At 37.1% G+C, this 24,871-nt stretch carries 25 protein-coding genes; 24 read left to right on the top strand and 1 reads right to left on the bottom strand.

The window, feature by feature from the left end; genetic code table 11:
- The first annotated feature begins 260 nt into the window (after positions 1 to 260).
- From OGX80_RS11080 to OGX80_RS11060, 5 genes are all read left to right on the top strand, one after another.
- Positions 261 to 413, top strand: coding sequence for a hypothetical protein (locus OGX80_RS11080; protein ID WP_166792741.1), 153 nt, complete (start codon positions 261 to 263; stop codon positions 411 to 413).
- Between the two features lie 88 nt (positions 414 to 501).
- Positions 502 to 1,005 carry a hypothetical protein gene (locus OGX80_RS11075; protein ID WP_153258274.1) on the top strand — a complete coding sequence of 168 codons (504 nt, stop codon included), beginning with the start codon at positions 502 to 504 and terminating at the stop codon, positions 1,003 to 1,005.
- Positions 1,006 to 1,077: 72 nt separating this feature from the next.
- Complete coding sequence (locus tag OGX80_RS11070) at positions 1,078 to 1,545, top strand: hypothetical protein (RefSeq protein ID WP_286471204.1); 468 nt, start codon at positions 1,078 to 1,080, stop codon at positions 1,543 to 1,545.
- Positions 1,546 to 2,200: 655 nt separating this feature from the next.
- On the top strand, positions 2,201 to 2,668 hold the full coding sequence (locus OGX80_RS11065) for a hypothetical protein (protein ID WP_286471203.1): 468 nt from the start codon (positions 2,201 to 2,203) through the stop codon (positions 2,666 to 2,668).
- A 49-nt stretch (positions 2,669 to 2,717) separates the two neighbouring features.
- Positions 2,718 to 3,416: a hypothetical protein gene (locus OGX80_RS11060; protein ID WP_286471202.1), complete on the top strand. Its 699-nt coding sequence runs from the start codon at positions 2,718 to 2,720 to the stop codon at positions 3,414 to 3,416.
- A gap of 132 nt (positions 3,417 to 3,548) precedes the next feature.
- Here the strand turns inward: OGX80_RS11060 and OGX80_RS11055 are convergent, their stop codons facing one another.
- Positions 3,549 to 4,388: a hypothetical protein gene (locus tag OGX80_RS11055; protein WP_286471201.1), complete on the bottom strand. Its 840-nt coding sequence runs from the start codon at positions 4,386 to 4,388 to the stop codon at positions 3,549 to 3,551.
- A 161-nt stretch (positions 4,389 to 4,549) separates the two neighbouring features.
- On the opposite strand from OGX80_RS11055, the gene OGX80_RS11050 reads away from it, so the two are divergent.
- From OGX80_RS11050 to OGX80_RS10960, 19 genes are all read left to right on the top strand, one after another.
- A complete protein-coding gene (locus OGX80_RS11050; RefSeq protein WP_200052883.1) occupies positions 4,550 to 5,278 on the top strand; it encodes an HNH endonuclease in 729 nt (242 codons plus the stop codon).
- Positions 5,279 to 5,707: 429 nt separating this feature from the next.
- The gene (locus OGX80_RS11045; protein ID WP_153258279.1) at positions 5,708 to 5,989 is read left to right on the top strand and encodes a hypothetical protein; all 282 of its coding nucleotides are present in this window, start codon (positions 5,708 to 5,710) and stop codon (positions 5,987 to 5,989) included.
- Between the two features lie 76 nt (positions 5,990 to 6,065).
- Complete coding sequence (locus tag OGX80_RS11040; protein WP_153258280.1) at positions 6,066 to 6,488, top strand: hypothetical protein; 423 nt, start codon at positions 6,066 to 6,068, stop codon at positions 6,486 to 6,488.
- A 469-nt stretch (positions 6,489 to 6,957) separates the two neighbouring features.
- A complete protein-coding gene (locus tag OGX80_RS11035) occupies positions 6,958 to 7,530 on the top strand; it encodes a hypothetical protein (protein WP_200026742.1) in 573 nt (190 codons plus the stop codon).
- The gene (locus OGX80_RS11030; protein ID WP_286471199.1) at positions 7,451 to 9,322 is read left to right on the top strand and encodes a terminase gpA endonuclease subunit; all 1,872 of its coding nucleotides are present in this window, start codon (positions 7,451 to 7,453) and stop codon (positions 9,320 to 9,322) included. Before OGX80_RS11035 ends, OGX80_RS11030 begins: the two co-directional genes overlap by 80 nt.
- Before the next feature lie 12 nt (positions 9,323 to 9,334).
- Positions 9,335 to 9,826, top strand: coding sequence for a hypothetical protein (locus tag OGX80_RS11025; RefSeq protein ID WP_134769513.1), 492 nt, complete (start codon positions 9,335 to 9,337; stop codon positions 9,824 to 9,826).
- Positions 9,826 to 11,310: a phage portal protein gene (locus OGX80_RS11020; RefSeq protein WP_286471198.1), complete on the top strand. Its 1,485-nt coding sequence runs from the start codon at positions 9,826 to 9,828 to the stop codon at positions 11,308 to 11,310. Before OGX80_RS11025 ends, OGX80_RS11020 begins: the two co-directional genes overlap by 1 nt.
- Complete coding sequence (locus OGX80_RS11015) at positions 11,264 to 13,039, top strand: phage major capsid protein (protein ID WP_200052886.1); 1,776 nt, start codon at positions 11,264 to 11,266, stop codon at positions 13,037 to 13,039. The genes OGX80_RS11020 and OGX80_RS11015 overlap by 47 nt, the downstream gene beginning before the upstream one ends.
- A gap of 6 nt (positions 13,040 to 13,045) precedes the next feature.
- Entirely contained in the window at positions 13,046 to 13,366 is a 321-nt protein-coding gene (locus OGX80_RS11010) for a hypothetical protein (RefSeq protein ID WP_134769504.1), read from the top strand.
- Between the two features lie 4 nt (positions 13,367 to 13,370).
- A complete protein-coding gene (locus OGX80_RS11005) occupies positions 13,371 to 13,772 on the top strand; it encodes a hypothetical protein (RefSeq protein ID WP_286471197.1) in 402 nt (133 codons plus the stop codon).
- A gap of 9 nt (positions 13,773 to 13,781) precedes the next feature.
- Complete coding sequence (locus OGX80_RS11000) at positions 13,782 to 16,271, top strand: pyocin knob domain-containing protein (protein ID WP_286471196.1); 2,490 nt, start codon at positions 13,782 to 13,784, stop codon at positions 16,269 to 16,271.
- Between the two features lie 62 nt (positions 16,272 to 16,333).
- The gene (locus OGX80_RS10995; protein WP_153258303.1) at positions 16,334 to 16,807 is read left to right on the top strand and encodes a phage tail tube protein; all 474 of its coding nucleotides are present in this window, start codon (positions 16,334 to 16,336) and stop codon (positions 16,805 to 16,807) included.
- A gap of 59 nt (positions 16,808 to 16,866) precedes the next feature.
- Entirely contained in the window at positions 16,867 to 17,166 is a 300-nt protein-coding gene (locus tag OGX80_RS10990) for a hypothetical protein (protein WP_153258305.1), read from the top strand.
- A gap of 32 nt (positions 17,167 to 17,198) precedes the next feature.
- A complete protein-coding gene (locus OGX80_RS10985; RefSeq protein WP_200052889.1) occupies positions 17,199 to 17,555 on the top strand; it encodes a hypothetical protein in 357 nt (118 codons plus the stop codon).
- Positions 17,542 to 19,749, top strand: coding sequence for a hypothetical protein (locus tag OGX80_RS10980; protein WP_134769499.1), 2,208 nt, complete (start codon positions 17,542 to 17,544; stop codon positions 19,747 to 19,749). Before OGX80_RS10985 ends, OGX80_RS10980 begins: the two co-directional genes overlap by 14 nt.
- A gap of 72 nt (positions 19,750 to 19,821) precedes the next feature.
- Complete coding sequence (locus OGX80_RS10975; protein ID WP_200026736.1) at positions 19,822 to 20,388, top strand: hypothetical protein; 567 nt, start codon at positions 19,822 to 19,824, stop codon at positions 20,386 to 20,388.
- Positions 20,388 to 21,011: a DUF2163 domain-containing protein gene (locus OGX80_RS10970; RefSeq protein WP_134769497.1), complete on the top strand. Its 624-nt coding sequence runs from the start codon at positions 20,388 to 20,390 to the stop codon at positions 21,009 to 21,011. Before OGX80_RS10975 ends, OGX80_RS10970 begins: the two co-directional genes overlap by 1 nt.
- Positions 21,011 to 21,445 (top strand): DUF6950 family protein, encoded by a 435-nt coding sequence (locus tag OGX80_RS10965; RefSeq protein ID WP_153258313.1) that lies wholly within the window; start codon positions 21,011 to 21,013, stop codon positions 21,443 to 21,445. The genes OGX80_RS10970 and OGX80_RS10965 overlap by 1 nt, the downstream gene beginning before the upstream one ends.
- Positions 21,409 to 24,609 (top strand): phage tail tip fiber protein, encoded by a 3,201-nt coding sequence (locus tag OGX80_RS10960; RefSeq protein WP_286471194.1) that lies wholly within the window; start codon positions 21,409 to 21,411, stop codon positions 24,607 to 24,609. Before OGX80_RS10965 ends, OGX80_RS10960 begins: the two co-directional genes overlap by 37 nt.
- Positions 24,610 to 24,871: the final 262 nt, after the last annotated feature.

The raw sequence follows: 24,871 nt of genomic DNA, 5'->3' as shown, positions 1-24,871 counted from the left end.
GGTAATGTACTCGCAACGATACTTTATATATGTGTACTATTCCCATGTTGGATTGTACTACATTCGCTTTTTATGGTTTTAGTAGTATTGCTACTGCCATTGAAGGTTCCAGCTATAAATAGATATGTAATGACAAAAATGAAACGCCAAAAATAAATATGATATAATATCATTATAATTCCTCCAATAATTTACCCCAATCCATTGGGGTACTTTTTGTGTGGAAAAAATTGGAAAAAGTTTAACAAAAGGACATTGTTATGAAAGAAAAGAAAACGATTAGTGTAGGAGTAAGGTTAAGTCCTACACAGGAAGCATATCTACAAAAGCTAATCAGCGAAGGCAGGGCTTCAACAATCTCAGGTGCCATTCAGTACTTAATCAATCAACAAGTGATCTTAGGAGGGAAATAAAAAGAAAGGTTTAGTTACTTCACTTTAGCAAAAGTAACGCAGGTGTACTAAACACGGATGATAGTACATTATTAAAAAGGAATTTAAAATGGAAAAGGTAAATGACCTAAAAGGAAAACACAACGAACTATCTTTATATAAAGAAGCATATACGTACTGGAACGCTATGCATGATAGAGTGAGAAATAAAAGTCACTATGGCAATGTATCAATCTGTGATGAATGGTACAAATTTAGTAACTTCTATCATTGGATGGAAAGTACTGAATACAATGAAGGTTGGCATTTAGATAAAGATATAATGGGAGGGAACATATATAGTCCTGATACTTGTTTATTTGTACCGCAGGAAGTAAATCAACTATTCCGTAATGTCAAAACAAAATATAACACTGGTGTAGTTAAAAATGGTAATGGTTATCAGGCACAAGGCCGTTTTAATAAACAGTTATATAAATTTGGTACATATCCAACTATTGAAGAGGCACACTACGCATATGTAGTAGGTCGTAAACAGTACATTGGACAACTTGCGATGAAGTACAGTAACTTTACTAAACTTAGCTCTGTACTATTCAAACTATCAAAATAATAAAATGGCCTGTAGTGGGTGGAATCACTACAGGCCAATGATTAATTAAAACAGTTTACAGGATTATTTATCATGGCTAAAAAAGAAAAGATTTATAACAATACTAAGTTAGAGGCAGCACTAAAACGTGTTACTTATAGTGGTCTAACATCAGAAGCAACGATTATTATCAATCAAACTATTCAAGAGTGTAAGTCTCTTGGTAAGTACAAGTTACCTGTTAAAGATGTGTTCTACATCGTCAAACACGCTACAGAGCTTTCTAAAGCACAAGTAGAGCATTATCTAAGCCTAACCCGTGCAGATCAGATGAAGAAGACAACAGCAAGTGTATCGTCTATCGAGAAGTACAAGATGGCCTGTACTGAAGTAGCTAAAGCACTGGATAAGTTCGTAGAAGAAGGTGGTATTTTATGTGGACTCAAGAAAGCTCTACCAGGTAAGCCATTAACCGACGAACAGCAGAGTACGGTACTGGAACTATTGAATAACAGGAAGTCTGCTAAAGAGTTGATAGCGTATCTACAAACCATTGTATAACCGTAACTATGGGAATATGGATATCATTAAGTAATTGTTTTTATTAAAATTAATAACCATAACTATAACCGTAACATAAAATGAGAAAATACGGTTATTATTTTTTTAAGTGCATAATCATTCAATATATAGTGGTTGTGGTGCGTAAAAATGACAATATATAGTGTTTTATGCAGTGTGAGTGAATAACCGTAACTTATATTAATATTAACTTTAAAGTATAAGTGTCTTACTGATATTCAGTCTCTAAAGAGCCTATCTTCGCTTTGCTCGTTAGTCTCTATAAAAACCAAATATTAGATCGTAACGTTGCGTTTTTCTCGCGAGTACTCGAAAACACGCAAGGCGTTAACTACTCGCTTTGCTCGACAGATGATAGTACTGAAAGTGATTGTGGTCGGTACTGCGTACCTAAAGTCTTCGTGAGTAACTACGCGTCGCCTTGCTCCTTGTCGGGGGATCGGGCTGTTTAAGCCCTTACTTGAGGGAAAAAGTACTCATATCTATCTACTACTTATAGTAGTGATTTTACTTAAACTCAGCACTCAGTTGTATTGCTTAACTGCATGAAAAAGGAGCACAATGCATGCATCTAACATGTCAGTGATTGATGCAGTGGCTTTGGCTATCACTGATTATCTAATTGGGGGAAACAATGAGTTTGGCGTCTTTAGCAACAAAGTACAAAGATGTATTAACTATAAGTTTTTCAGTACTTTCATTTATCATCGCATGTACGTCCTTGTTTTTTTCAGGCAGGACAGCATGGCATGATAGATCGAGGTTAAAAATAACAGGACGAGTTGTATACGAACCGGTTTACGAAAAGGCATATAAAATTGAAGTGACAGTTCTTAATGTTGGCAGACGTGATGCTGTGTTGGAAGGAATTCTATGCCACTATGAACGTGGTAGAACACGACATAGCTATGAAAAAGAAGGTATTGTTATCAAAGAGAAGCAAAGAGAAAAATTTCAACTAGAATATCGTGATTTAATCCTTTCGGATGATGAGGGTGAAGTCTATCAGCTAGAGAATATTACTATATTAGATATTGAAGGGAAAGAGCATGAAATACCTAACTCTTATGAGCTTATATCGAGGTTTTCTAAAGATAGGTGATATTAGTACAATAAATTAAGTATGGAATGTTTATAAAAAAGGTAAGGTTATGCAAAGTGCTGCATATAAGTTAGAAAATAATATATCAATAATAACATTGATCACATTTCTGTCATATGCGACATATGTATTTTATAAACTTGGCAACTCTGTTTATTATGGATATCCAATAAGTTTAATATGGATAGATTTCAATTCGTTAGTATTAACCCTTGTGCAGAATGCAATTATAATAATTGCAGTTTTTTTGTTGTTAAGAAATGCATATAGAAGTTCGAATACTCTATTTCATAATATTACTGTAATTAGTGCTGGAATGATGGCACCTATGCTAATATTGGGTGACATATTATTAGAGTGGAAATTCTTTATCATAAACTTGATTTTATTTGTATCAATATTCTTACTAAATAGTTGTCTTAAAAAAACATTCCAAAAAAAATCAAGATCATTTTTTTCAAAATGGACAGTGTGGACTTTAATAACTTATTTCTTTCTGGCTTTTTATATAGGTAATTATACGCCAAATGTTTTCAACCACATATATACAGGTGAAGATGAAATAATAATTAGTACAAATGGAAGTGAGGCTCTATTGCTTTCCTGTGATAGCGAAGGTAATAAAACAATAAAAATAAAATCTATCTTAGATAAAAAGATACATAGTAAAAGCAACGATATCCTAGTTAGGAATTGGTTTGTATCTGAATGTCTACATTATGATACTATTCGTAGTTCTTATTTGTGAAACCAGAAAATAAAGATATAGCAATATGACGGATGATGTGAAGTATAAAAGAAACGTAATAGGACATAAATCATTTTTTAGGGTAATGAATTTCTCTAAGACCCTATTCGAGGCGTACATGTAAAATTAAGCTCAAGGTTTTTTGTATTCAAAATAATTCTTAAGATGTTTTCCACCTCTTAAATATGAATTAACAGCGTGAATAGTATCTGTGTATGGCGATGTAACGTCCTCAGAACAGTAAAGCCGCTGTTGATATCTAATTAAACCATTTACTAAATTGTTTATATCTTGGAAAGCTGGTGGTTTTTTATCAGGTGAATAACTTGGGAAAATATCATTTTCGATAGGCTCAAAATTGGGTGCATTTCTCTTTAGTATTTCATCAAGATAAATAACGATATTGTGAATGCAGGTGAATAGTATATGACTTTGATCAAGTGCCATTATGAGTTGTTCTTTTTTTAATGGTAGTAGTTCCCAGCCATAAGTTGAAATATCTTCTATGGCATTTCTTATTTCACGGTAGAGTTTATTATGCTCATGTAGCTGGGTTTTTAGAGTGTTTAGACGGCGAGTTAAGGTCATATTGAGATTGCTTTTTTCCCCTTCTAGTTGAAGAATACCTATACCACCATTGACATATGATTGGACATCATGATCAAGTAAATTTATTGAGTTTAAGTCTAAATTTTTCTTAAAGTTAGGGATTAAATCCAACTGAAGCCTTTTCACTAGATCATAACCATCCTTTTTAATTATATCGGTAAAATAATCTCTGGCAATTACAAAACCTTTATAAGCGGCTATAGCCATTACTATATTGGCACCTGTACTTATCCAGTCAGACACGCTTCCCCATTCAAATCCGTTATAATCAGAAAAAAGTACTTTAACTAAAACTAAAATTGTTATCCATAACAGTACTATGACAGTGATTACTAAAGAATGATTTAATTTCTTAAAGTTCATCGATCTGTTGTCCGACACTAGAAAACGAAAAGTGCCAGCACTTTACCATAAAGTCAATTGTGAAGTACACTTATGATGCTTACCCCTACTATAAAAGGGTTGGTTTGTTTTGGGCTATGGTGGGGGTAAGCGACTATCACAGCATAGAAAAGGATTCTATTATGTCACGTACAAATTTCATTAAGTCATTAGGGGCAACATGTAAAAACTGGACATGGAGCTGGTCTTTTATTGATGAAGTAAACAAAAAGGTGATCTTTGGGGCATGGGATGATCTTAGAACTGAAGATGGTACAAAGGCACTTATATTATCTGATGATTGGAGTGAGAATGAACATGGTCGAGCTAACTTAGGTTACGTTCAGGCTCGTGAGCATTTAAATAAAGTTATGTTTGAAGGTTATCAACTTTATACATTCCGGCAAAAACGTAAAAAGAACAACGACGAGAGGAAACCCGCTAAGATCGAATCATTTGTATCAAGAGTCGAATTAAAGTATCTGGTACGGGATGGTAAATGTTGGTATGCCACTGAACAAGAGCAATATAGCTATACACCAGAAGTAGAAGAAGAATACTTTGAAGGTGATAAAAAGGAAAAGTGGAGTACATATTACGAACGAAATCCAAAAGCACGTAGAGAGTGCCTTGAACATCACGGTTATAGTTGCAAAGTCTGCGATTTCAATTTTGAGAAAGTGTATGGTGATATGGGGAAAGAGTACATTCATGTACATCACATTAACCCTATTGCGACAATCAAGAAAAAATACAAGATTGATCCAAAAAACGAACTTGTACCTGTATGTGCGAATTGTCATGCGATGCTTCATATTGGTACTGAGACCCTACGAATCGACGAACTTAAAAAAAGAATGAGAAAGAAATAAGAGGATTGGCAACAGGGGGAGAATATATCAACTAAAATGGTAATTCTCCCTAATTACCAATGTCCTCAATCGTTCCATCCAGTACAGAACCAAGCGGTGAAGTAGAAGCCATCACTCTCTATCGTCTGTATCGTGTATGGACGAACCCACGTAAACCCTTTAAATACCCACTGGTCTGAATGCTCAAATCTCTGTATACCCCGCCTGATTGCCGGATCAACTTACCTCATACCCCTTACGCTGTGTATATGTACAGTATCTCGTAAAAAAAGCATCTCGACTCACTTAAAAATTAAAAAACTATAAATATCATTAAGTTATAATGATCGTTTTTGTCTATTAAATATTGATAATTGATCGTTATTAATTGAGTTAATGTAAAAAATGATCAATAATCAGTAGGTTATAAGAATAAAAGGATAGAATGCAATGTTAAAGAAAACCCTTATCGCAGTACTGTTAGCTCTCAGTACTGGTTGTACGACCACACACAGTTTCATGGACAAGGCGATGATTGGTTATGTTGAAGGTCAGGCCATTGTCATGTTTCCAGCAGGTGAGCTTAATAGTGTAAAGATGTACCGTCCGCAGTTTCACAGTGATTGTGGGAAGGTCTATGACAAGATTTACCAGATGGACAATGGCAGTACGGGATGCTTGATTCGGGAATCTCGTATTGCTGATCTACACCCTTATAGAGCATATAAGTAAAGAAATTCCCAATAAGGCCGATACTGCTCATGATGGGATAGAGGGTATGATGAACACATAGACCGGACAATCTATTATGAGAAATTTTATCTTAAGTGCATTAATTTTTATTCCGTTTGCAACGATAGCAAATGAAACCGAACTTACAAAGTTGAAGGAAAAAGCAAGTCCAACAGAGAGTGAAATTGGTGTTAAACATTGCGATCTATCCACCTTTAATATTGTAGGCGGTAAAGTAGTGTATGAAGATACATTCGAAAAAGAAGCTGTAGTTGTTGATCATGGGAAAAGCTTTAGTATTAATGCGAGTATCTACAATGTTGATTCACCAGCTCTTATGTATAATTTTGATAATGATGAAATGATTGTCTTATCAGCGAATTCTGGTGATTTTTCTTTTAGCCGTGTTAGAGAGTTGAGTGATAACTCATTAACTTATAGATTAACGAATGAAGCGACCAAGCGAGTGTTCTTTGCATCTAACTGTGAACAAGATTAAATTCGTTATCACTTTATCCTATAGCCGCATGGCTATAGGATAAGTTTATATAAATAAAATTCATTTATTAGCATTGATCGTCGTTATGGACAGTTATATAGTGTTCCAGAAGGTAATATATAACGACATGAAATGTAAACCTCCCAAGTAAAATCTAAATACCTCATGGTTTTTATTCTATGGGGTATTTTATATGGAAATTTTCAAGCATTACACACCACATATTCAGGCCAATACTTACGGCTTTGAACCTACCCCAAAATATCTATCTTGTTGTTTAGTAAGTTAAACAAAAAATCGCTTAAGTGAGAATTATTATCAGGTTCTCCCTGTGAAATCAAAGAATTCGAGTTTCCGCCGCGAATCCTTTTGAAAATCCGTGAGGTTTTTTAATCAAAACAAACAAGATGAAAGATAAATACTATCGAATGAAAACTACAGTTCAATTTATTAAACATGGTGTTAAATAATGGCAAAAGTAAAAGATGATGGAACCCGCTATACATGGCAGGAAATAGCCGACCGTTTCGGCGTAGAGAATTCTACAGTCTCTCGTATCTGGTCAGGTAAAGGGCTTGATATAAATTGGCCTAAAAAGTTGGTGGATGATTGGCTATTAGCAAACGTGATCGAACCACTACGCAACGGTGATACAAAAGGACAAATACAGAAGGCAACTCTACGTAAATTAGAAGCAGAAGCGGATATAAAGGAATTGGAACTACGCCAACAGTCTGGCGAATTAATTCCAGTAGCAGTAGTACAGCAAACATTATCTCAATATTTTTATCAACTACGTCAGGTACTAAGAAGTATCCCGGCAAGTAGCTATGTAGAACTTTTCGAATCACAAGACGCATTGGAATTAAAAATGAAATTACAGGACAAGATCGATTCCCAATTAGAGGAGATAGGATCATACGAATACGAAGGAACGTATAGTGAGGAACAGCTACCAGAAGATGATGAAGGTACTAACGAAAGCGGCGAAATCGTTATTACCTCCGAAGAAACAGAAACCCGCCGATTGGGTGGAGAATAATTTAGTATTCCCCGATGGTGAGTTACAAGGCCAGAAAGTAAAACTATTCGAATTTCAAAAGAAACCAATCAACGACATTGTTAATCCAAGAGTACGAAAGATTGTACTCATGAGCAGTGCTCAGTTATTAAAAACCACAGTACTACAAAATTCGATGTACTACTTCCTTGCCAATGATCCGAGTAATCAGATCTTTGCCGGGGCAACGGCAGGAACTACAAGTAAATTCAGGACGGGTAAATGGCAATCAGTTATTGAAGCGTGTCCAGTACTGAAGAATCTCGTTAGTAATAAGAATGATAAGAACTATACGAATAACGATAAAACACAACAAAACTTAGATGGTACGTTTACCTACTTTCTCACTCTTGGTAGTAGTGCACAACTACGTGGCCTTACAGCCCCCAGAGTGTTCTTAGATGAAGTCAGTAATGTTGATGCAGAAGGGGGGGAAGGTAATCCGCTCAAACTCGCAGAGCAGCGTACAAAGGCATTCAGTACACCGTTAATCATGATTTGTTCTACGCCACTGGATGAAAATGACCTAATCACTCAGCAGTACGAACAGAGTAATAAACAGAAGTTTTATGTGCCTTGTCCCCATTGTGAGCATTCACATGAGTTAGTTTTTGAAAGCGTAAAATTTGACTGGAAAGTTATTGATGGCGGTCGCCGTCGCATACCAGACGCAGAAACAGCAAAATTACTATGTCCGAAATGTAGCAATGAAATTAGTGAAGCTCAACGTGTACGGATGATAAAAAAAGGACATTGGATAATAACTAATCCAGAAGTAACGGATATCATGGGCTATCACATTAGCCGCTTATACTCACCGATTAACTCAATTCGTTCAATAGTACAGGACTTTGCCGAAGCACATTATACTTTCGATCTTGCCAGCTTTTACAATAACGTACTTGGACTTCCTTATATTGATAAAGAGAATATCGATCACGATTTGGTACTACTTGAAAATCTACGTGATTCATCAATTGATATTGATAATATTCCTGATGATGTATTGGGTATCGTACTTGGTGTGGATCAGCAATTAGATCGCCTTGAGGTAACTACACTAGGGATAGGTGAAAAAAATCTATATGTGTTAGATAACCGTAGTATTCATAGTATCGACTGCACTAAAATTGAAGCACCCGCATGGAGTAAATTAACTGCATTTTCACAAACTGCATTCAAAACCGTATCCGGTAAACCACTTAAAGTACTGGCAGGTTTCGTTGACAGTTCTAACGGTAATGCAACGAATACAGTATACCGCTATTGTGGTGCGTCGCCTATCTTTAGACCTATTAAGGGGGCTGCCAGTTCTACCGCCCCACTATTCAAACAATCAACTGCTGGTGGTCACACGCTAATTAACCTAAACGTTAACTTAGGTAAAAGTAACATACGCCAGCTACTAAACAGGGCTGTATCCGATAGTGATAATTCTAAGGAAGTACAACTACATTTCTCACATTCATTAAATGATGACTATTTTATTCAATTATCAAGTGAAAAACGCATCATTAAAGGTGGTAATTGGATGTGGGTTAAGAAGGTATCGAGTCAGAGAAATGAAGCATTGGATTGTTTAAATTACTCTTTGATTTGCTTTCAGTGGTATCTATCTAAACTTGGTAATCAGCCATTCAGACAATTACGTGAATTTAATGCAAAACAAAAAGCAAAAGCCATAAATACAGACATAAATAAGGAAGAATCCAGACCACTTACTAAACAGCGTGTAGTAAGACCAAGTAGACGCAGTGGGGGATTTTTTAAATAAGGAAGAAATACAATGGCAATTGTTCGCAAAGTTGATTTGAAAGGCGATATTATCAAAGGCGAGACGATTACTTTTAACTATCCGGTTGGTACTGATATCGATATTATCAGTCCAGAAGGTACAAAAACATCATACACCTATCCCTTCCCCGATATTGATACTAATACGTGGTTGCCTGGTATATGGACGGCAATTATTGAAAGTCCTAATGTATATGGTGTACAGCAGTTTGAAGTAACCGATCCGACCGCAAAAGCCTCAGAATATAATGATCTCATTCAGATCATAAAAGATATTGACCAAATAACATTAGACCGTATTAAGGGTAATGGTGTCATTAGTCAAACAATTCAAAATAAATCGTTAACATATGAAAGTAGTGAAGTGCTATTACGTCTACGCTCAATCTATGTAAAACGTGCCAATGATTTAATTACAGATATGAAAGGACTAAACGCAGGTAGCCCTATTAAATCAATTACTACATTTAACAGGGGGCGTTAATGTTCGGATGGAACAAAGAAAAGAAACCAGTAAAAGAAAAACTAAAAGTTGAAAAAACACCACTAATGAAAAACAACCCAATGAAACGTGCTATGACTTCCCTAAACATGGGTTCAAATAGTCCTGTAATTTCATTTGGTTTTAGTGCTGGTAATCAGGCTGGCAACATTAATGCAATCATCAATCGCACTCTCCCGATAATGGTAGCGGCAAGCCGAGAGCTATCAATTAAAAACGGTATTGTTAAAAAGTATGTTGCTACTAATTCAGCAGGTGTAACGGGTGCTGATGGCTTGTACATACGCCCTTGTTCTCACAGTTCTGATGATGATGCAGTTAATCAGGAAATTAATAAGCAATTAGAAGATGCGTTTTATAAATGGGCTGAAGATCCAAAAGCGTTTTCACGTTGCGGTACATTAGATATCAGTACTTTCCAACGTCTGGTTGAACGTACACGTAGTATAGATGGTGATTGCTTTGTAAGAATTCATAGTGGTAACGATGGTATGCCGCAAGTAGAGATCATTGATTCAATGCGTATTGCTACATATGACAACCAGTTATTACCGTCAGGTAACTTTATCAGTAATGGAATTGAATATGATGTTGGTAGTAATCGCCCGGTTGCATACTGGATTACTAAATATAACCCAATTACATATCAGTACTTAATCGGTGAACGTGAACGAGTACCAGCAGATGAGATACTACATCTATTCCAGCAGGACTACCCGACACAACAGCGTGGTATTCCAGATGTACACGCAGGGACTGATAAACTCAAAGAACTTGAGGAATTTATGAGTGCTGCAATTACTTCCCGTAAAGTGGCTGCGTCAGCAATGGCATTTATTACAAATCCAGATTCTGATGATATAGATTTAGTTAAGGGTGATGATATTTCATATTATGAACAGGATTATTTGAATCCAGCAGCTATTGTAGAACTACAGGCTGGTCAGGACATAAAAACTGTCAACCCCACTCAGACTACTGATGGTATCAACGAATTTGTAGATAATCAATTAATGATGATCGCAATGGGGCTTGATATTACTAAGCAATCTCTAACCAGTGATACAAGTAATGCCTCTTTTAGTGCTGCAAAGTTAGTAGATAAATTACAACAATCGACATTTAAAACTCGTACTAATGCGTTAATCGTTTCTGTACTTAAACCTCTTTATATTAAGTGGTTAAAGGCTGCAATGATAAATAATAGTGCATTAAGCAATTTAAATTTTAGTGACTTTGACAAACTTACACACGCCCAATATGTACCAACTCGTCAAATTTCTTTAGATCCATATAAAGATCTTCAAACAGAAGTTTTGGCAATTCAAAACGGAATTAAGAGTAAAGCAATGGTTATTAGTGAAATGGGTTATGACCCGGCGGTAGTCATGGAAGAAATAGAAAAGGAAAAAATGGAAAATGGAATTGAAACAAACTCAACAAGTGAGGGCGATCAACTTAAGTAATGCTATTGATGAATCATCCCGAACAGTAGAACTTTCCTTTGCCTCAGAAACTCCCGTAGAACGTGAAATTAATGGAACTCTATATAATGAGATCCTTCTATGTAATCCAGAGAATGTAGTTTTAAGCCGTCTGAATGATGGCTCTCCCGTTCTCGTTGAACATGACCCATTGCGGCAGGTTGGAATTGTAGAAAATGCTCGCGTAGATATGGATAAGGTATGCCGGGCAACAGTTCGATTTAGTACTTTGGGTAGTGCTCAAACTATCTTTGGAATGATTGTAGAAGGTATCAGACCTAAGATCTCAGTTGGCTATAACATTCGTGATTATTATTTCGAAGGTAATAACTTAATTGTTACCCGATGGGAACCTTATGAAATTAGTTCAGTAAGTACTCCAGCAGATATTAGTGTGGGAATTGGCAGATCACTAAATAGTAATAATGAAATAAATTTAGAGGATCACCAGTTCATGGAAGAACAAGAAAATAAAGAAATCGTGGAAGAACAACCAGAAGCGATTGAAGAAGAAGTAATTACTCAGGAAGTAAAAGACGTTGATACAGAAGCCGAGCGTTCACTATCAATTGAAACAATTGTTGATGCTGTAAAAGAATCACTAAATAAAGATGTGGAAGAAAATCGTGTACGCGAGCTTCAGTCTATTTCGGGTGTGTTAGGGATTAACACCGAAGAAGCAATTAAAAACGGTGTAAGCGTAGAGGAATTTAAACGCTCACTAAATAAAGAAACACAATCAATTGATAAGGATATCAAAATGACTCAAAAATCTCTAATTGAGCAGGGACTACGCTCACTAAAAGGTGAAGTGAATGAATTAGATTCTTTCGAAAAGGGAACTCGTGGTTATAACGCCAATATGAATGAAATGGTGCGTTCTACTGCTAATACTACATCTACTGTTACCGCAGCAGGTCTTGTTAAAGAACAACTATCTGATTCATATATTCGCGAACTATTGGCACGTACTGTACTTGGTCAGCTACCCGTTACCGTATTTGGTGGTCTTGCAGGTCTTGGCAACTTCTCTATTCCAGTTGCTAACGGTATGACTCCCGGAGCACGTTTCTATGGTGAAGATGAAGCAGTGGAAGATGGTTTCGAATCATTCACCAAAATCACCCTAAAACCAAAAATGTTTGCAGCGGGTATCAAGATCACTAAAGCAATGCTACTAAGCAACGCTGCCACCGAACGTTATGTTACCGATGAACTACTACGCCAGTGTGCTGATGGCCTTGAAAAAGCAGTATTCGCACAACTATCTACTACCGTTCCTGTAGTTGAAACTGAAGAGGTAGGTGTCATTACCGAAGCAGACGTACAAGCGGCAATTGAAGTATTGGGTACTGCTAACGTGGATGTAAACCGTTGTGTGGCTATCGTACATCCGGCAATGTTAGCAAAACTACGCCAGTACGCTGTACTTGGTAACACCGCAGCCGTTAGTGCTGTCGCTGGTCATCGCTATGAAATGTGGCTATGTGATGAAGTCAAAGTAATTGAGTCTACTTTTGTTGACCAGGATACCGTACTAATTGGCGACTTCTCAGAGCTAATTTTCGCAAACTGGAATGACGGACAAGAATTGGATTTTGACGATACTACATATCGTTCAGCACAAACTATCGCTATTCGTTCCTTCCAGTATTTGGATACTGCGATTGCACATGAAGAATCATTTGTACAAATCAAATTAAAAGCATAATAAGTTATGAGAGCATTTAATGAAAATCAAATAGATACTTTTCTAAATGCTTTCGGTCAAAATATTATAATCTCTAATGGGGCGACATTTCGCGGGATCGTGGAATCTCGCCCCATTGTCATTGAAGGTACTGAAGGATTAATTGAAAGTACAGAGCTATATTTTGCCGCAAAGAAGTATGAAGAAATAGTATTAGGTACACAGGTTTCATTAGTTATTGATGATTCAGAGGCTGAAGTTGTACCAAGTCAACTAAATACCTACACAATTTATAATATTGAAAATGATTTAAGCGGGATGATTAATTATTACTTCCGCATGGAGTAAGATTATGAACCTAACCGAAAATGTAAAGGTGAGTACCCTTTATGTACTTAATAATATTCAACCTGTAACTAATAGTTTAAGTACTGGACGCGGCAGGGATGTTTTTTCATTAGTTACCTTTGACTACCAATTAGAGGCCGCAAACTATTCAGGAAACACCAGATTAAAAGGACAATTTAATATGGAGTTTCTTGTTAGTCCTATGCCCGGTAATAAACAGCCATTATCCGGTTATGACGAAATCGTAAAGTACTTTGATGATAATTATCTACCCGTATTCATTGGAAATAACATAAATGTACTATGGGTTAACTACGGTAGCAGTACATTAATAACAGATAAAACTACAGGGAGTAGTTCTATTGTTTTCACAATAAATATTGAAGCGATAGAGAAAAGAATTTAAGGATGAATTATGGCAGATATTTTTAGTGGTAAACACGTTAAGATTTATTATAACGTCGATACCGGAAACAGGGCAGTAGTCACAGCAGGTAATATTGAAATCTCGCAGCTCGCACAGTATCCATCTTTCAGTATGGGAAATGAAGTAGCAAAGATTGAAACGTACAATGATGAATACGCAAATGCGATTACTGGACAACAGACCGTTGACGAAATCGAAATTGTAGTTAATTACGTACCAACAGATACAACACATCAATTCCTTGATGCAGCATATGACAATGGACAGGAATTTCAAATCACCATTTTCTATAACGAAGATCTGGAAGCCGGTCGCCTTGAGAGTGTAATGGTTAATGGTGTACTTGCCAGTCGTACCATTTCTGGGGGGAAGGATGCGGTAGTAACAATGTCATATAGTTTTGCACCTACGGAGCTTGTGAGCTATGCCCCAAGAGCTATACCAGTAACCTTACATCGTGGTGATTATGGAGTGGGTAGTGATGGTACAGTGGACTATCCACAATACGAACCGGACAAGGCCACAGGCAACGCATTTGTAAAAATCTCAGCAGGAAGTAGTGATAACCCAACTTCCGTCGATATGATGGGTATTGAGCTGGTAGATGGTAAACCAGAAAACACCAATATCATGATGACTACAACGGGTGATTTACGTATGTATGCCCGTAACGCTTCTACAGCATGGACACGCCTGTATACCAGTAATGAAGCAGATACACGCTACTTAATTAAAACAAATAACCTTTCTGATTTAAGCGACTTTGTATTAGCACGCAGTAATTTAGATTTATATAGTAAGACTGAGGCAGATGATAAGTTTATGGAAGGTAAAGACAACCTTTCAGAAATTACAGATACAGAAGAAGCAAGAACTAATCTTGATGTGTACTCAAAAAGTGAAACTGATAGCCTTGCTGATTCAGTACAAACTAATTTAGATACCTATATTACAAGCAATAATGAAACCATTGACAGTATTAATACAATTATCATTGTCAATAAAAATCAGGTTGATGGTCTATCTGATACTGTAGATGGCATAAGTTCTGATATTAGTGATTTAGTTGATGTAGTTAATGCTAATAAAACTCAAGTAGATAATTACATTACAATCAATAATGAAGTTATAGAAAATATTAATTCAACACTTGATCAGTTATCTGATTCAGTAGATACGCGTTTTGTTAATGTGGTACTAAAAACTACTACCGTGAACGGGAAACCGCTAACAGGGAATATTACGCTAATTAAATCTGATGTTGGATTAGGTAATGTTACTAATGATGCTCAATTGAAGATTGCCAGTAATCTATCCGATTTAGGTAACATTGCAACAGCCCGCAGTAATCTACAATTAGAACGTTATCGACAGGGAACAACTGAAACAAGCATTTTAAGTGCTAACAGTAAGTATGCATTTAGACTATTCGATAATGGGCTATGGGGGAATTATGATCTTGAAAATGGGGTGTATATTCCACTTTCAATAGATCGTGGCGGTACTGGGGCTACAAGTCTTACAAATGCTCGTATCAACTTACAAATAGATAGATTAATTCCTTCTGGTGATGGCAGTACATTTATTGGTAATACAGAAACCGGATTTAAAAGATTAGGTTTTTATCAATCAAGTGGCAATTGGGGGTTGTTGAATGATGCCGGTAACGGCTGGGTTCCTCTTGGAATTCCGCAGGGTGGCACGGGTGCTGGTAATTCAACTGACGCATCCATCAATCTAAGCTATTATGGAAAATTCGGTTCTCATTTCAATCTTACCAATGGAAATATGGATACCTTAACGGGGCCGGGTGATAATTCTGGCGGTGAAACATATTCCGTTGCTATCCCTACCGACTCTAATAGTGTTACTGGTTGGCCTCTAAATCCTAATAACTCTAAAGCATATGGTTGGGGTTCATTGTTATGTTTCAATCACGGAACATCTGCTGGTAGAACTCAAATCTATATCCCTGATGATGGTGCAAATTTATATTTTAGACAAAGATATTCTACTGTATGGAAAAACTGGGTAAGGGTATGGACAAATAGAAATACTACCGTAGATAGTAATGGATTTATTAAAAATGCATCACCAATTGTCAAATTATATAGTGATGGTTCTTCAGTACTCAATGATGAATCGGAAGGTGTTACCAGCGAACGTATTGATACGGGTACATATCATGTTTACGGTACAAAAGGATTAAACACCGACGGATGGACTATTGAAATCCCACAAGATATTAATGGTAATCGTCTATGTTTTGTTAGTACTGATTATGATGAAGAAGATGATATTTTAGTGATTAATACTTATACACGTAAATTTGATTATGAAACTGCAATGATTGTTGCGGGTGAAGCTATAGATATTCCAACAGATCGCTGGATAGATTTGCGAGTGGAAATGCCTGTAGATTCAATCTGGAATCAAAAGACAAAAGATAACGAACAAGGTTATCAGGATAATGAATAAATAAATACAAAGCGGGTAAATGGATTTTACCCGTATGAATTAACTTATATAAGGATATAAAAATGGCCGCATTTGATATTTTTTCTGGTGCCAACCTTCAGGTAGAAGTAGGTACTCATACGCCTGGCTCTACTACTCCAGCTACTGATTTTGTTGTAATCCCGGAGATTGCTGCATTTCCAACAGTAGGGGCTGAAAACGTAGTAATTGACGTTGTTACATATAATAACGCATATAACCGTAAACTACTTGGAACCAAATCTGTACCAGACATTACTCTAAGTGTTAACTATCAACCAGATAATGCAGTACACCAAAAGTTATTGCAACTTGAAGAATCACAAACTCGTGCACAATTCAAAATTACTTATTATGAAAATGCCACACATACTAACGCATATAGTATAACTTACGTTGCTTTCGTATCTTCGTCTGTTACCAGTGGCGATAAAGACGAAGTAGTAAAACGCGATTTTGTACTATCTGTTGATGGTGGACCAATCGCAACTGAGATTATTACACCAGAAGGTGAATAAATAAAATTAATACGGAGGGGGATTACTTAGTACTCCCCCATTTTTATAGGGATATTATAATGAATCTTTCAGCATTAAAAAAAGCATTACAACCAAAACTGCATGAAACTGTGATTGATGGTATTACAGTTTATATTCACCGACCCACTATTAAAGATGCTAATAAGTGTACAAGTATTGAGGCGGTATTAGTTTATTGTGTAAAAGATGAGAATGGTAAAACTATTTTCACATTTGAAGATGAAGAAGAACTCATTAACGTTAATGAAATCGATCAAGTAGTAGCTAATGAAATCTACATTAAAGTACTTGGACTAATCACAGTTGAAGATGAAGCAGAATCTATTGAAAAAAAATAAGAACGGACTCACAGCTACGCTTTAGTTTAAAGATGCTACACAAGCGTGGTCTTTCCCTTGAAGATTTAAGCAATATTGATCCCGACCTTTTCAATGCCTTGTATATCTATGACACCGTTATAGAACCTAATGGTGCACAAATTGATATGATTAAACATGCCAATCTATGCAACCTGATTCTAATGACTTCTCAATCTATCAGTACAGAAGGACGTAAGAAAGCAAAGGTAAAAGATTGGGACTTTCTGGATCTTCTTAGTGATAGTTCGTTAACTGTGCGTGAGAAAGCATTAAAAAGGGAAGAAGAAGAACGGGAGAACAATAGAAATAATATTAAAGCTATTGGAGACATGATTAAGAAACAGGCGGGTAAAAATGGCAAAAAATAAGAAGATCGTAGTAGAGGTTGATGGCGATACTACTGGTTTACAGAAAAAATTAAATCAGGCCGAAGATAGTATTGGTAAGTTTGGTAAAAAAGCTGGTGGCAGTATGGGTAATGCCGCAAGTTCGATTAGTTCTGGTATCGGGCGTATCAGTGGTGGTTTTACTGGTTTAGTAGGTATAGCTGGTATTGCCACTACTGCTATTACAGGACTGGCATTAAAACTGAATGACAGCGTAAGAGAACTAAACCAACTTTCTAAACAGTCCGGTATGACTGTATCCGACATACAGAAGCTAAATAAGACCTTTCGCGAAAGTGGATTAGGTATGGAAAAGCTATTGGACATTAACCAGGATGTAAAAGATAAGATGGGAGAGGGATTCGCCACAGGTGGCGGTGAATTCGCTACAACTATTAAAGAGATTGGCGGCAATTTAGAAGAATACACGCAGTACCTCAATAAACCTAATGGCGGTATTGAAGCGACATTACATCTAATGGATGCAATGACTAAAGCCGGTAAATCATCCAGTGAAATTACATTTGCATTAGAGGCAATAGGTAGTGATGCCTCCCGCCTTTATACTCGCTATCAGGAATTGGGAAGTGCCGCCGCAGTACTCAATGATATGCAATCACAGACCGCAGCCGTTACGGATGATACAGCCGCTGCATTTTTGCAATTTGATAAGAATTTAGATTCAATGTCTACTACTGGTCAAACCTTTCTCTATGACTTTATTACACCAGTAATTGAGGAAATGAATGATCTATATGATTTAGTCAATAAGGACTGGACGGGTAGTGATTTCATGCAGATGTTATATCGTGGTGCCGATAACTTTCTAATGGGTGGTAAGGGATTTATTCCCGATACACTAAAGAAAATGATGGGTAAAGATTCATTAGATTCTGCTTTCATTTCTGGATCGGTTGAAAATGATTTTGTTAACGCATCCAGAGCAGGATATGAAGCAAATAAAGACCGCTTTAAGTCAAAAGCTAATATAAGTGTACCAACTCGCAGAGGCTGGGTAGATCCAAAAGAAGCAGAGAAAGTACTAAAGGCACAGCAAGCCGCAGCACGTAAGGCAGAAGCAGAAGCCGCTAAAGCAGCAGCAAAGCGTATACAGGCCGAACGAGCGTTAGAAGTGGCATTATCACAAGTCGCAGAGAACGCAGGGGAGCAACGCCTACAGGTGTTTGATCGTCAGCAAAAGGAACTACTCAAAACTATTCAGGATACTGCTAAAACCCTCGGTAAGAGTACCGCAGAGATTGAAGCAATGTTAGAACGGGCTAAACAGGCTGGTAAACGTGCCCGTGATGAATTGATCAATTCCATGATTGGGTATTCAAATCCAAATCAGGACTTAATTGATGCGAATAATATTGCAGGTATGGGGATCAATCAGGAACAAAGTAACTTTCTTGCCAATCAGCAAAACCAGCGTTTAGGCAATAACCCATTTGCAACGGACAATACACAACAACTATTAGATGAAAACTCGCAACGTGAGCAACTTGAATTACAAATCAATGAAAAGCTACTACAAAGTACTGAGGAATTTGAAAAGCGTAAGCAGGAAATCCAGACACGTTACGCAGCACAGGCGATGAGTATTGCACAGCAAAATACTCAGGCTCAAATGTCAGTACTGGCAGGTGCGGCGGGTGATATGGGTACTATTCTGGAAGGTGTATTTGGGGAAGGTAATAAAGTCGCCGCAGCCGCTTTCGCCGTTCAGCGTGGTATCAATATGGCTAAAATCATGATGAACATTCAGGTCGCCTTAAGTGAGGCTATGGCTACACCATTCCCGGCAAATATTGCCAATTATGCACAGGTTGCCAGTATGGGAGCACAGCTCATTGGTGCAGCTAAGGGTATCAACATTCAGGGACAGGCACATAGTGGTATTGAAGAAGTACCGGGATCATTAGGTAAAGATTCTACGTGGATTCTACAGGCAGGTGAACGTGTCGTCAGTCGTGATCAAAACCAACAACTACAGCAATTCCTTGATAACAATAGTAGTAACTCCAGTAATACGGGTGAAACGATTGTCAATGCACCGTTAATAATTCAGGGGAATGTAGATGGGGGGGATGATAAGAAATTCAATGAAATGTTGAAGAAACATAGTCAATCCGTTAATCAGGCAGTACGGGACGCACAAAAAAGAAGTACATAACCAACAGGGGTAATTACTATTGCCCCTTTTTTTATTTGCCATAAATAAAGTAAATCAATAAGAGGTTTTATAATGGAAAATATTACATTCAGTAGTAAGATCAAACTTTCAGATTTTACTTTATCAAGCCAGTCACCCCAATATAGTAATCAGTCATGGACAGGGGCAAGAATTCAACGTAGTACGGGTGTACAGTGGTACACATTTAATTTCACATTAAACTTCAATCAGCGTGATCGCGGTGAAGTTCTCGCATTTATTGCCGAACATTCACAGGGTAAACCTTTCCGTGTGCCATTAGGTCATATGTCCCAATACACGGGAACACAAACAGGTGCAGTAAGTGTAAAAAACTCTGTTAATCGTGGCGTATATAAGTTCACTACTAATACTACTCAGCATTTAGAAGTGGGTACGATGATTCAGTTCACTAATCATAAAAAGCTCTATCAGATTGTTGCAAATACTGGAAATGATGTATCAATTTTCCCTGCATTACAGGCCAATATACAAGCCAGTGAAACTGTATTCTATAACGGCCTTGTTATTGAGGCAGTTTTAGATGTGGATAATGACTATCAACTACCAGTGACGAATTTAGTTGCAGTACAGTTTAAGTGTACGGAGGTAGTCAGATAATGAATACAGGTGTTTTTACAAATCCCGATCTTCTTGAGTACTGGAATCTTTTTAGAGGCGGTAATAAAACAAAACTGACACTAATGGAAGTGTTAAGTATGGGGATTCATGTTAAGTGCATCGATGTTATTCCAAAACAAATTGATGCAATTCACTGGAATGATGGACTTGGTGAGGTTAATTTAGGTGGTACTCTTTATGTACCATTTCCCGATTTAATCAGTGATTCATTACCTTCATTCACGGAGGAAAAACAAATCACTAATACAAATATCAATTTCAAGATTAGTAATGTATCGAACACGACACGAATACTTGCACTTGGTGGTGCTTTTAAAGATGCGAAAGTAAATATCTATCTTACATTACTTAACCCGGCTACAGGTGAAGTACTTGATTATGATCTCATGTATTCGGGCTTTATTGACTATATTGAAGCAGAAGCCGATCCAATGAATGAGAAGAATGAATTAACTGTACAGCTAAATTCCGTATATAAACAATTAGATCTACAGACCCGTACACTTTGTGCTAATTCAGTATATCAAAGCTATTATCCCGGCGATGAGATTATGAGTTTACTTGGTGTGGTAAACAGTGGTCAGACATGGAAGTATAAGTAATGAGTTTTAAGAAGAGTAACCAACTATACGACATATGCAATAACGCACTATCTACAGAGTATAAATTCGGTCATAACGACTGCAATATTATTTGTCTACGTGCTATTGATTTATTTTGCAGTACTGAATGGGCTGATATTGCTCAGTACGATTCTGTTATTGCAGGGGTGAAACAACTAAATGAATTGGGCTTTAAAAGTACACAAGAAATAATCTTACAGTATGCAGATGAAACTCAATTCCCAATCGATGGTGATATCTGGATGGATTCAGATAATCCATTACTAATGGGAATTGTGTTTAGTAGCCGTCTTTTAGGTGTAAATGAGGAGCATACAAAATTTCAATTAAACCCATTAAGGAATGATGGGAAGTATTACAGAATAAGGAAAGTAAAATGGGATCTTCAGGAAATGGAATTCTTGGAGCGGTAATAACCGCCGTTGCCGTCGCTTTGGCAGCATGGACGGGCGGGGCATCACTCGCAGCCGCAGCCGCATGGGGGGCAGCAGCAGGAGCACTATCATTCGTGGCATCAAGTGCTATGGCACAACTTGGTACTACTGGTTATGACGATGCCGCCACATCATTATCCCGCTCTACATCGCCAGTAACGGGTTTACCTGTATTGCTTGGTGGAGAACTACCACATAAAAACGGTGTTAGTGGTGGATCGTTTATTCAATGCGGTACAGTAGTCCCGTGGTACAACATCAAAGATAGTGAATCTCAATATCTATTCACCGAACATGTAGTAGCGATGGGCGGTACTGAAAAGCACATTGAACAAATATATATTGATGATGAACCTGTTTTAGCTGTACCCATTAAATCAGATGGCAAAGTACTAAAAGAAAATATCGTTGCTAAATATCAACCATATCTACAGTTGGAAGTACGATTCGGTGGTAATTATACGAACAGTAAATCCCTTCCATTAGAATATGCCGGATCTCGCTGGAATAATAATTTCCGTGGTGATGGTGTAGTAAGTATCAGTACTGTAATCAAGAAAACGCAGGATTCACTTGAAGATAGTATTCTAATAAATGATAACTACGTAATGAAAGTGGAAATGAAGGGATTAATTATTCGTTCCCTTTCAGATATGACAATGAAAGCAAGTAGTAACCCACCTTCACAAATCTATGAAGTATTGACTAATGCTATCTGGGGGATGGGATTAGATCCCGCATTGATTGATTTACCGAGTTTCCGTACAGCAGCACAATATTGTGAAGATATGGAGTATTACTCTAATGGATCAATGTCATATAACGATACATATAAACAAACGGTTGAGGCTATTCTACAGACGTTCAGTGGATTACTCTATATTAATGCGGGTAAAATTTGTTGTGGTATTGATCGAAAATCATTAACAGTACACACATTTAATGAGTCCAATATTGTTGGATCATTGAAAGTTACAACCAGTGGTAATACTGATTACTGTAATACCATTGATGCGAAATATACTTCAGTAGGTAATAACTATGGACAGGATGTAGTACGTTTCCCGAGTGATATTAGTACAGATGATGTTATCCGTAGTGATGGGCGGGTAATAACTAAGGCATTAGATTTTACATGGATTTATGATAAAGAGCATTTAGCACATCTTGCTAATCGTGAATTACTTAAAATGAAGTACGCACAAAAAACCATTACTTTCACTACTCCCGATGCATGGGAATTACAGGTATGGGACTGTGTTACTATTCAGGTTGATGAATTTGATATTAATGGTAAGTACCGAATTGTTGCTAAGGATATCGCCACATCACAGGATTCATTGGGATACATCAATCTTACATGTGTTGAGACAAATGATGGTATCTATGATGGTGTAGATCCGGGTGTATGGACTCCAGATGGTAGTATTAATACTGTGATTGGTGTATTACCGCCTGGTGACCTTGAAGTTGTTCGTCGTGGTAATGTTGTCAGCGGTAACATTGTTGATTTGTCATGGATAGCATCACCTGATGGGAATCTGCGTGGTTATTATGTGTACTACCGAAAAAATGGTATAAACCAATGGACATTTGCGGGTACTACAACCAAGTATGAAACTGGTTTTGCCTTATATAGTCTGTCACCAGATGAAAGCTATGATTTCGCGGTAGCCGCCTATAACAATCTTGGATTTGTAAGTGCTAAAGTAACTGTAAATGGGATTATCCCACAGTATGATTTTGCTTTGCCATCCGTAACGGGAGTACGCCTCGCGAATAGTACAGAATCGGCGTATGTCACTGATGCACCGGATTTTAATATTGTATGGGATGATCAAAGCAACTTAGTTGTTAATGGCAGACCATTCAAGGAATATTTAAAGTACTACACTATTAATCTCTATAATGGCAGTACATTTATCAAGTCTTATACTTCATCCACTAATTCATTCAATTTAACACTCGCATTAAATGAACAAAAGATACGTAAGCCTACATTTGAGATCATTGCTCAGGGATACAGTACAGGCACGTATTCGCAGGGGGTAAGTATTACTGTTGAGAACAGGCAATGTAAACTGGCAACAGGTTTTACTATTGGTGGTGGATTTGGAAATCTTTTCTGTAGCTGGGATGAAAGTACAGAGCGTGACTATGCCGGGGCAGTTATCCAACTATCCAGTACTGTAGTTAATAAACAATATATTAGTAATAAGCCGGAATTTGATTCAATTCCAAATGTTCCCGATGGGGAATATAAAGTTAAGATGGGTTTCTTTGACGTATTCGGGATGGATAACATTCAATATACGGCAGAACAAACTATTAGTATTAACTCTAAGTACCAATTCACAGAGGAAGATGCGGAAGAAATTAATACTATTCTTGACCTTGATCAGAAACTGGAAGATACACTAAATAATGCAGTGAATGAATCTAATGAGTATACAAATACGCGTATAGATACATTAAAGAACACGGTAGACGGGAACACAGCAAAAATCACAACGCTTACACAGACTGTAGCGGATAATGATTCTGCACAAACACAGGCAATCTTACAGTTGAGATCTCAAACAGATTCACAGATTGCTACTGTTAACCAGTCCATGAGTACTAAAGCAGATAAGAATACTGTAGATAGTCAATATACGTTGAGTGTGAATGCAAACGGTACTGTAGCGGGTATGCGTTTAGTTGCAAGTCAGGGTAGTAGTAATAATTCAGCAATCTATTTTTCGGCGAATAAATTTATTGTTAGTGGTACTGATACAGCCACTGTAGGTGGCACAGCACCATTTGCAATAGTTAATGGTAATACTTATATCAAAACTGCCATGATACAGCAGGGTAGCTTAGGTACAGCTTATATAGCCGATGCTGCAATAACCAACGCCAAGATAGCTAACCTCTCTGTTAATACCGCTAAAATTGTAGATGGTAGTATTACCAATGCAAAAATTGGAAATACCATTCAAAGTAATAACTATGTAGCTAATAGTACAGGCTGGCAGATAAATAAATCTGGTACATTCTATATTAATGGTTCTGGAGGTACGGGGCGTATGGTTATTAGTAATAACTTGATTCAGGTTTATGACAATAACAATGTACTCCGTGTACGTATGGGATTATGGTAAGGAGGGACGAATGCCAGGTGGTATACAGGCATGGAATGCCAGTGGTGTACTTGTATCTGACTTAACGGATTATAATATGCGATTTGTTGGTACAACTACACTTACAATACAGTCAGGTACTACTACATCATGGAATGTTGCTTATAATGGTATTCGGCCTACAGGATGGTTAGCTATTCCTCGTATGGCCGACTCCGCACAAATATTTTATTGTGTATGTGGTACTAACTCATTTAGCGTTAATTTCCTCCCCACAGAGGGT

It is taken from the genome of Citrobacter sp. CK194, assembly GCF_030333395.1.
Taxonomy (GTDB): Bacteria; Pseudomonadota; Gammaproteobacteria; order Enterobacterales; family Enterobacteriaceae; genus Citrobacter_B; species Citrobacter_B koseri.
The sequence above is the reverse complement of the archived record's forward strand: the minus strand, read 5'-3'. Positions and strand labels throughout refer to the sequence as shown.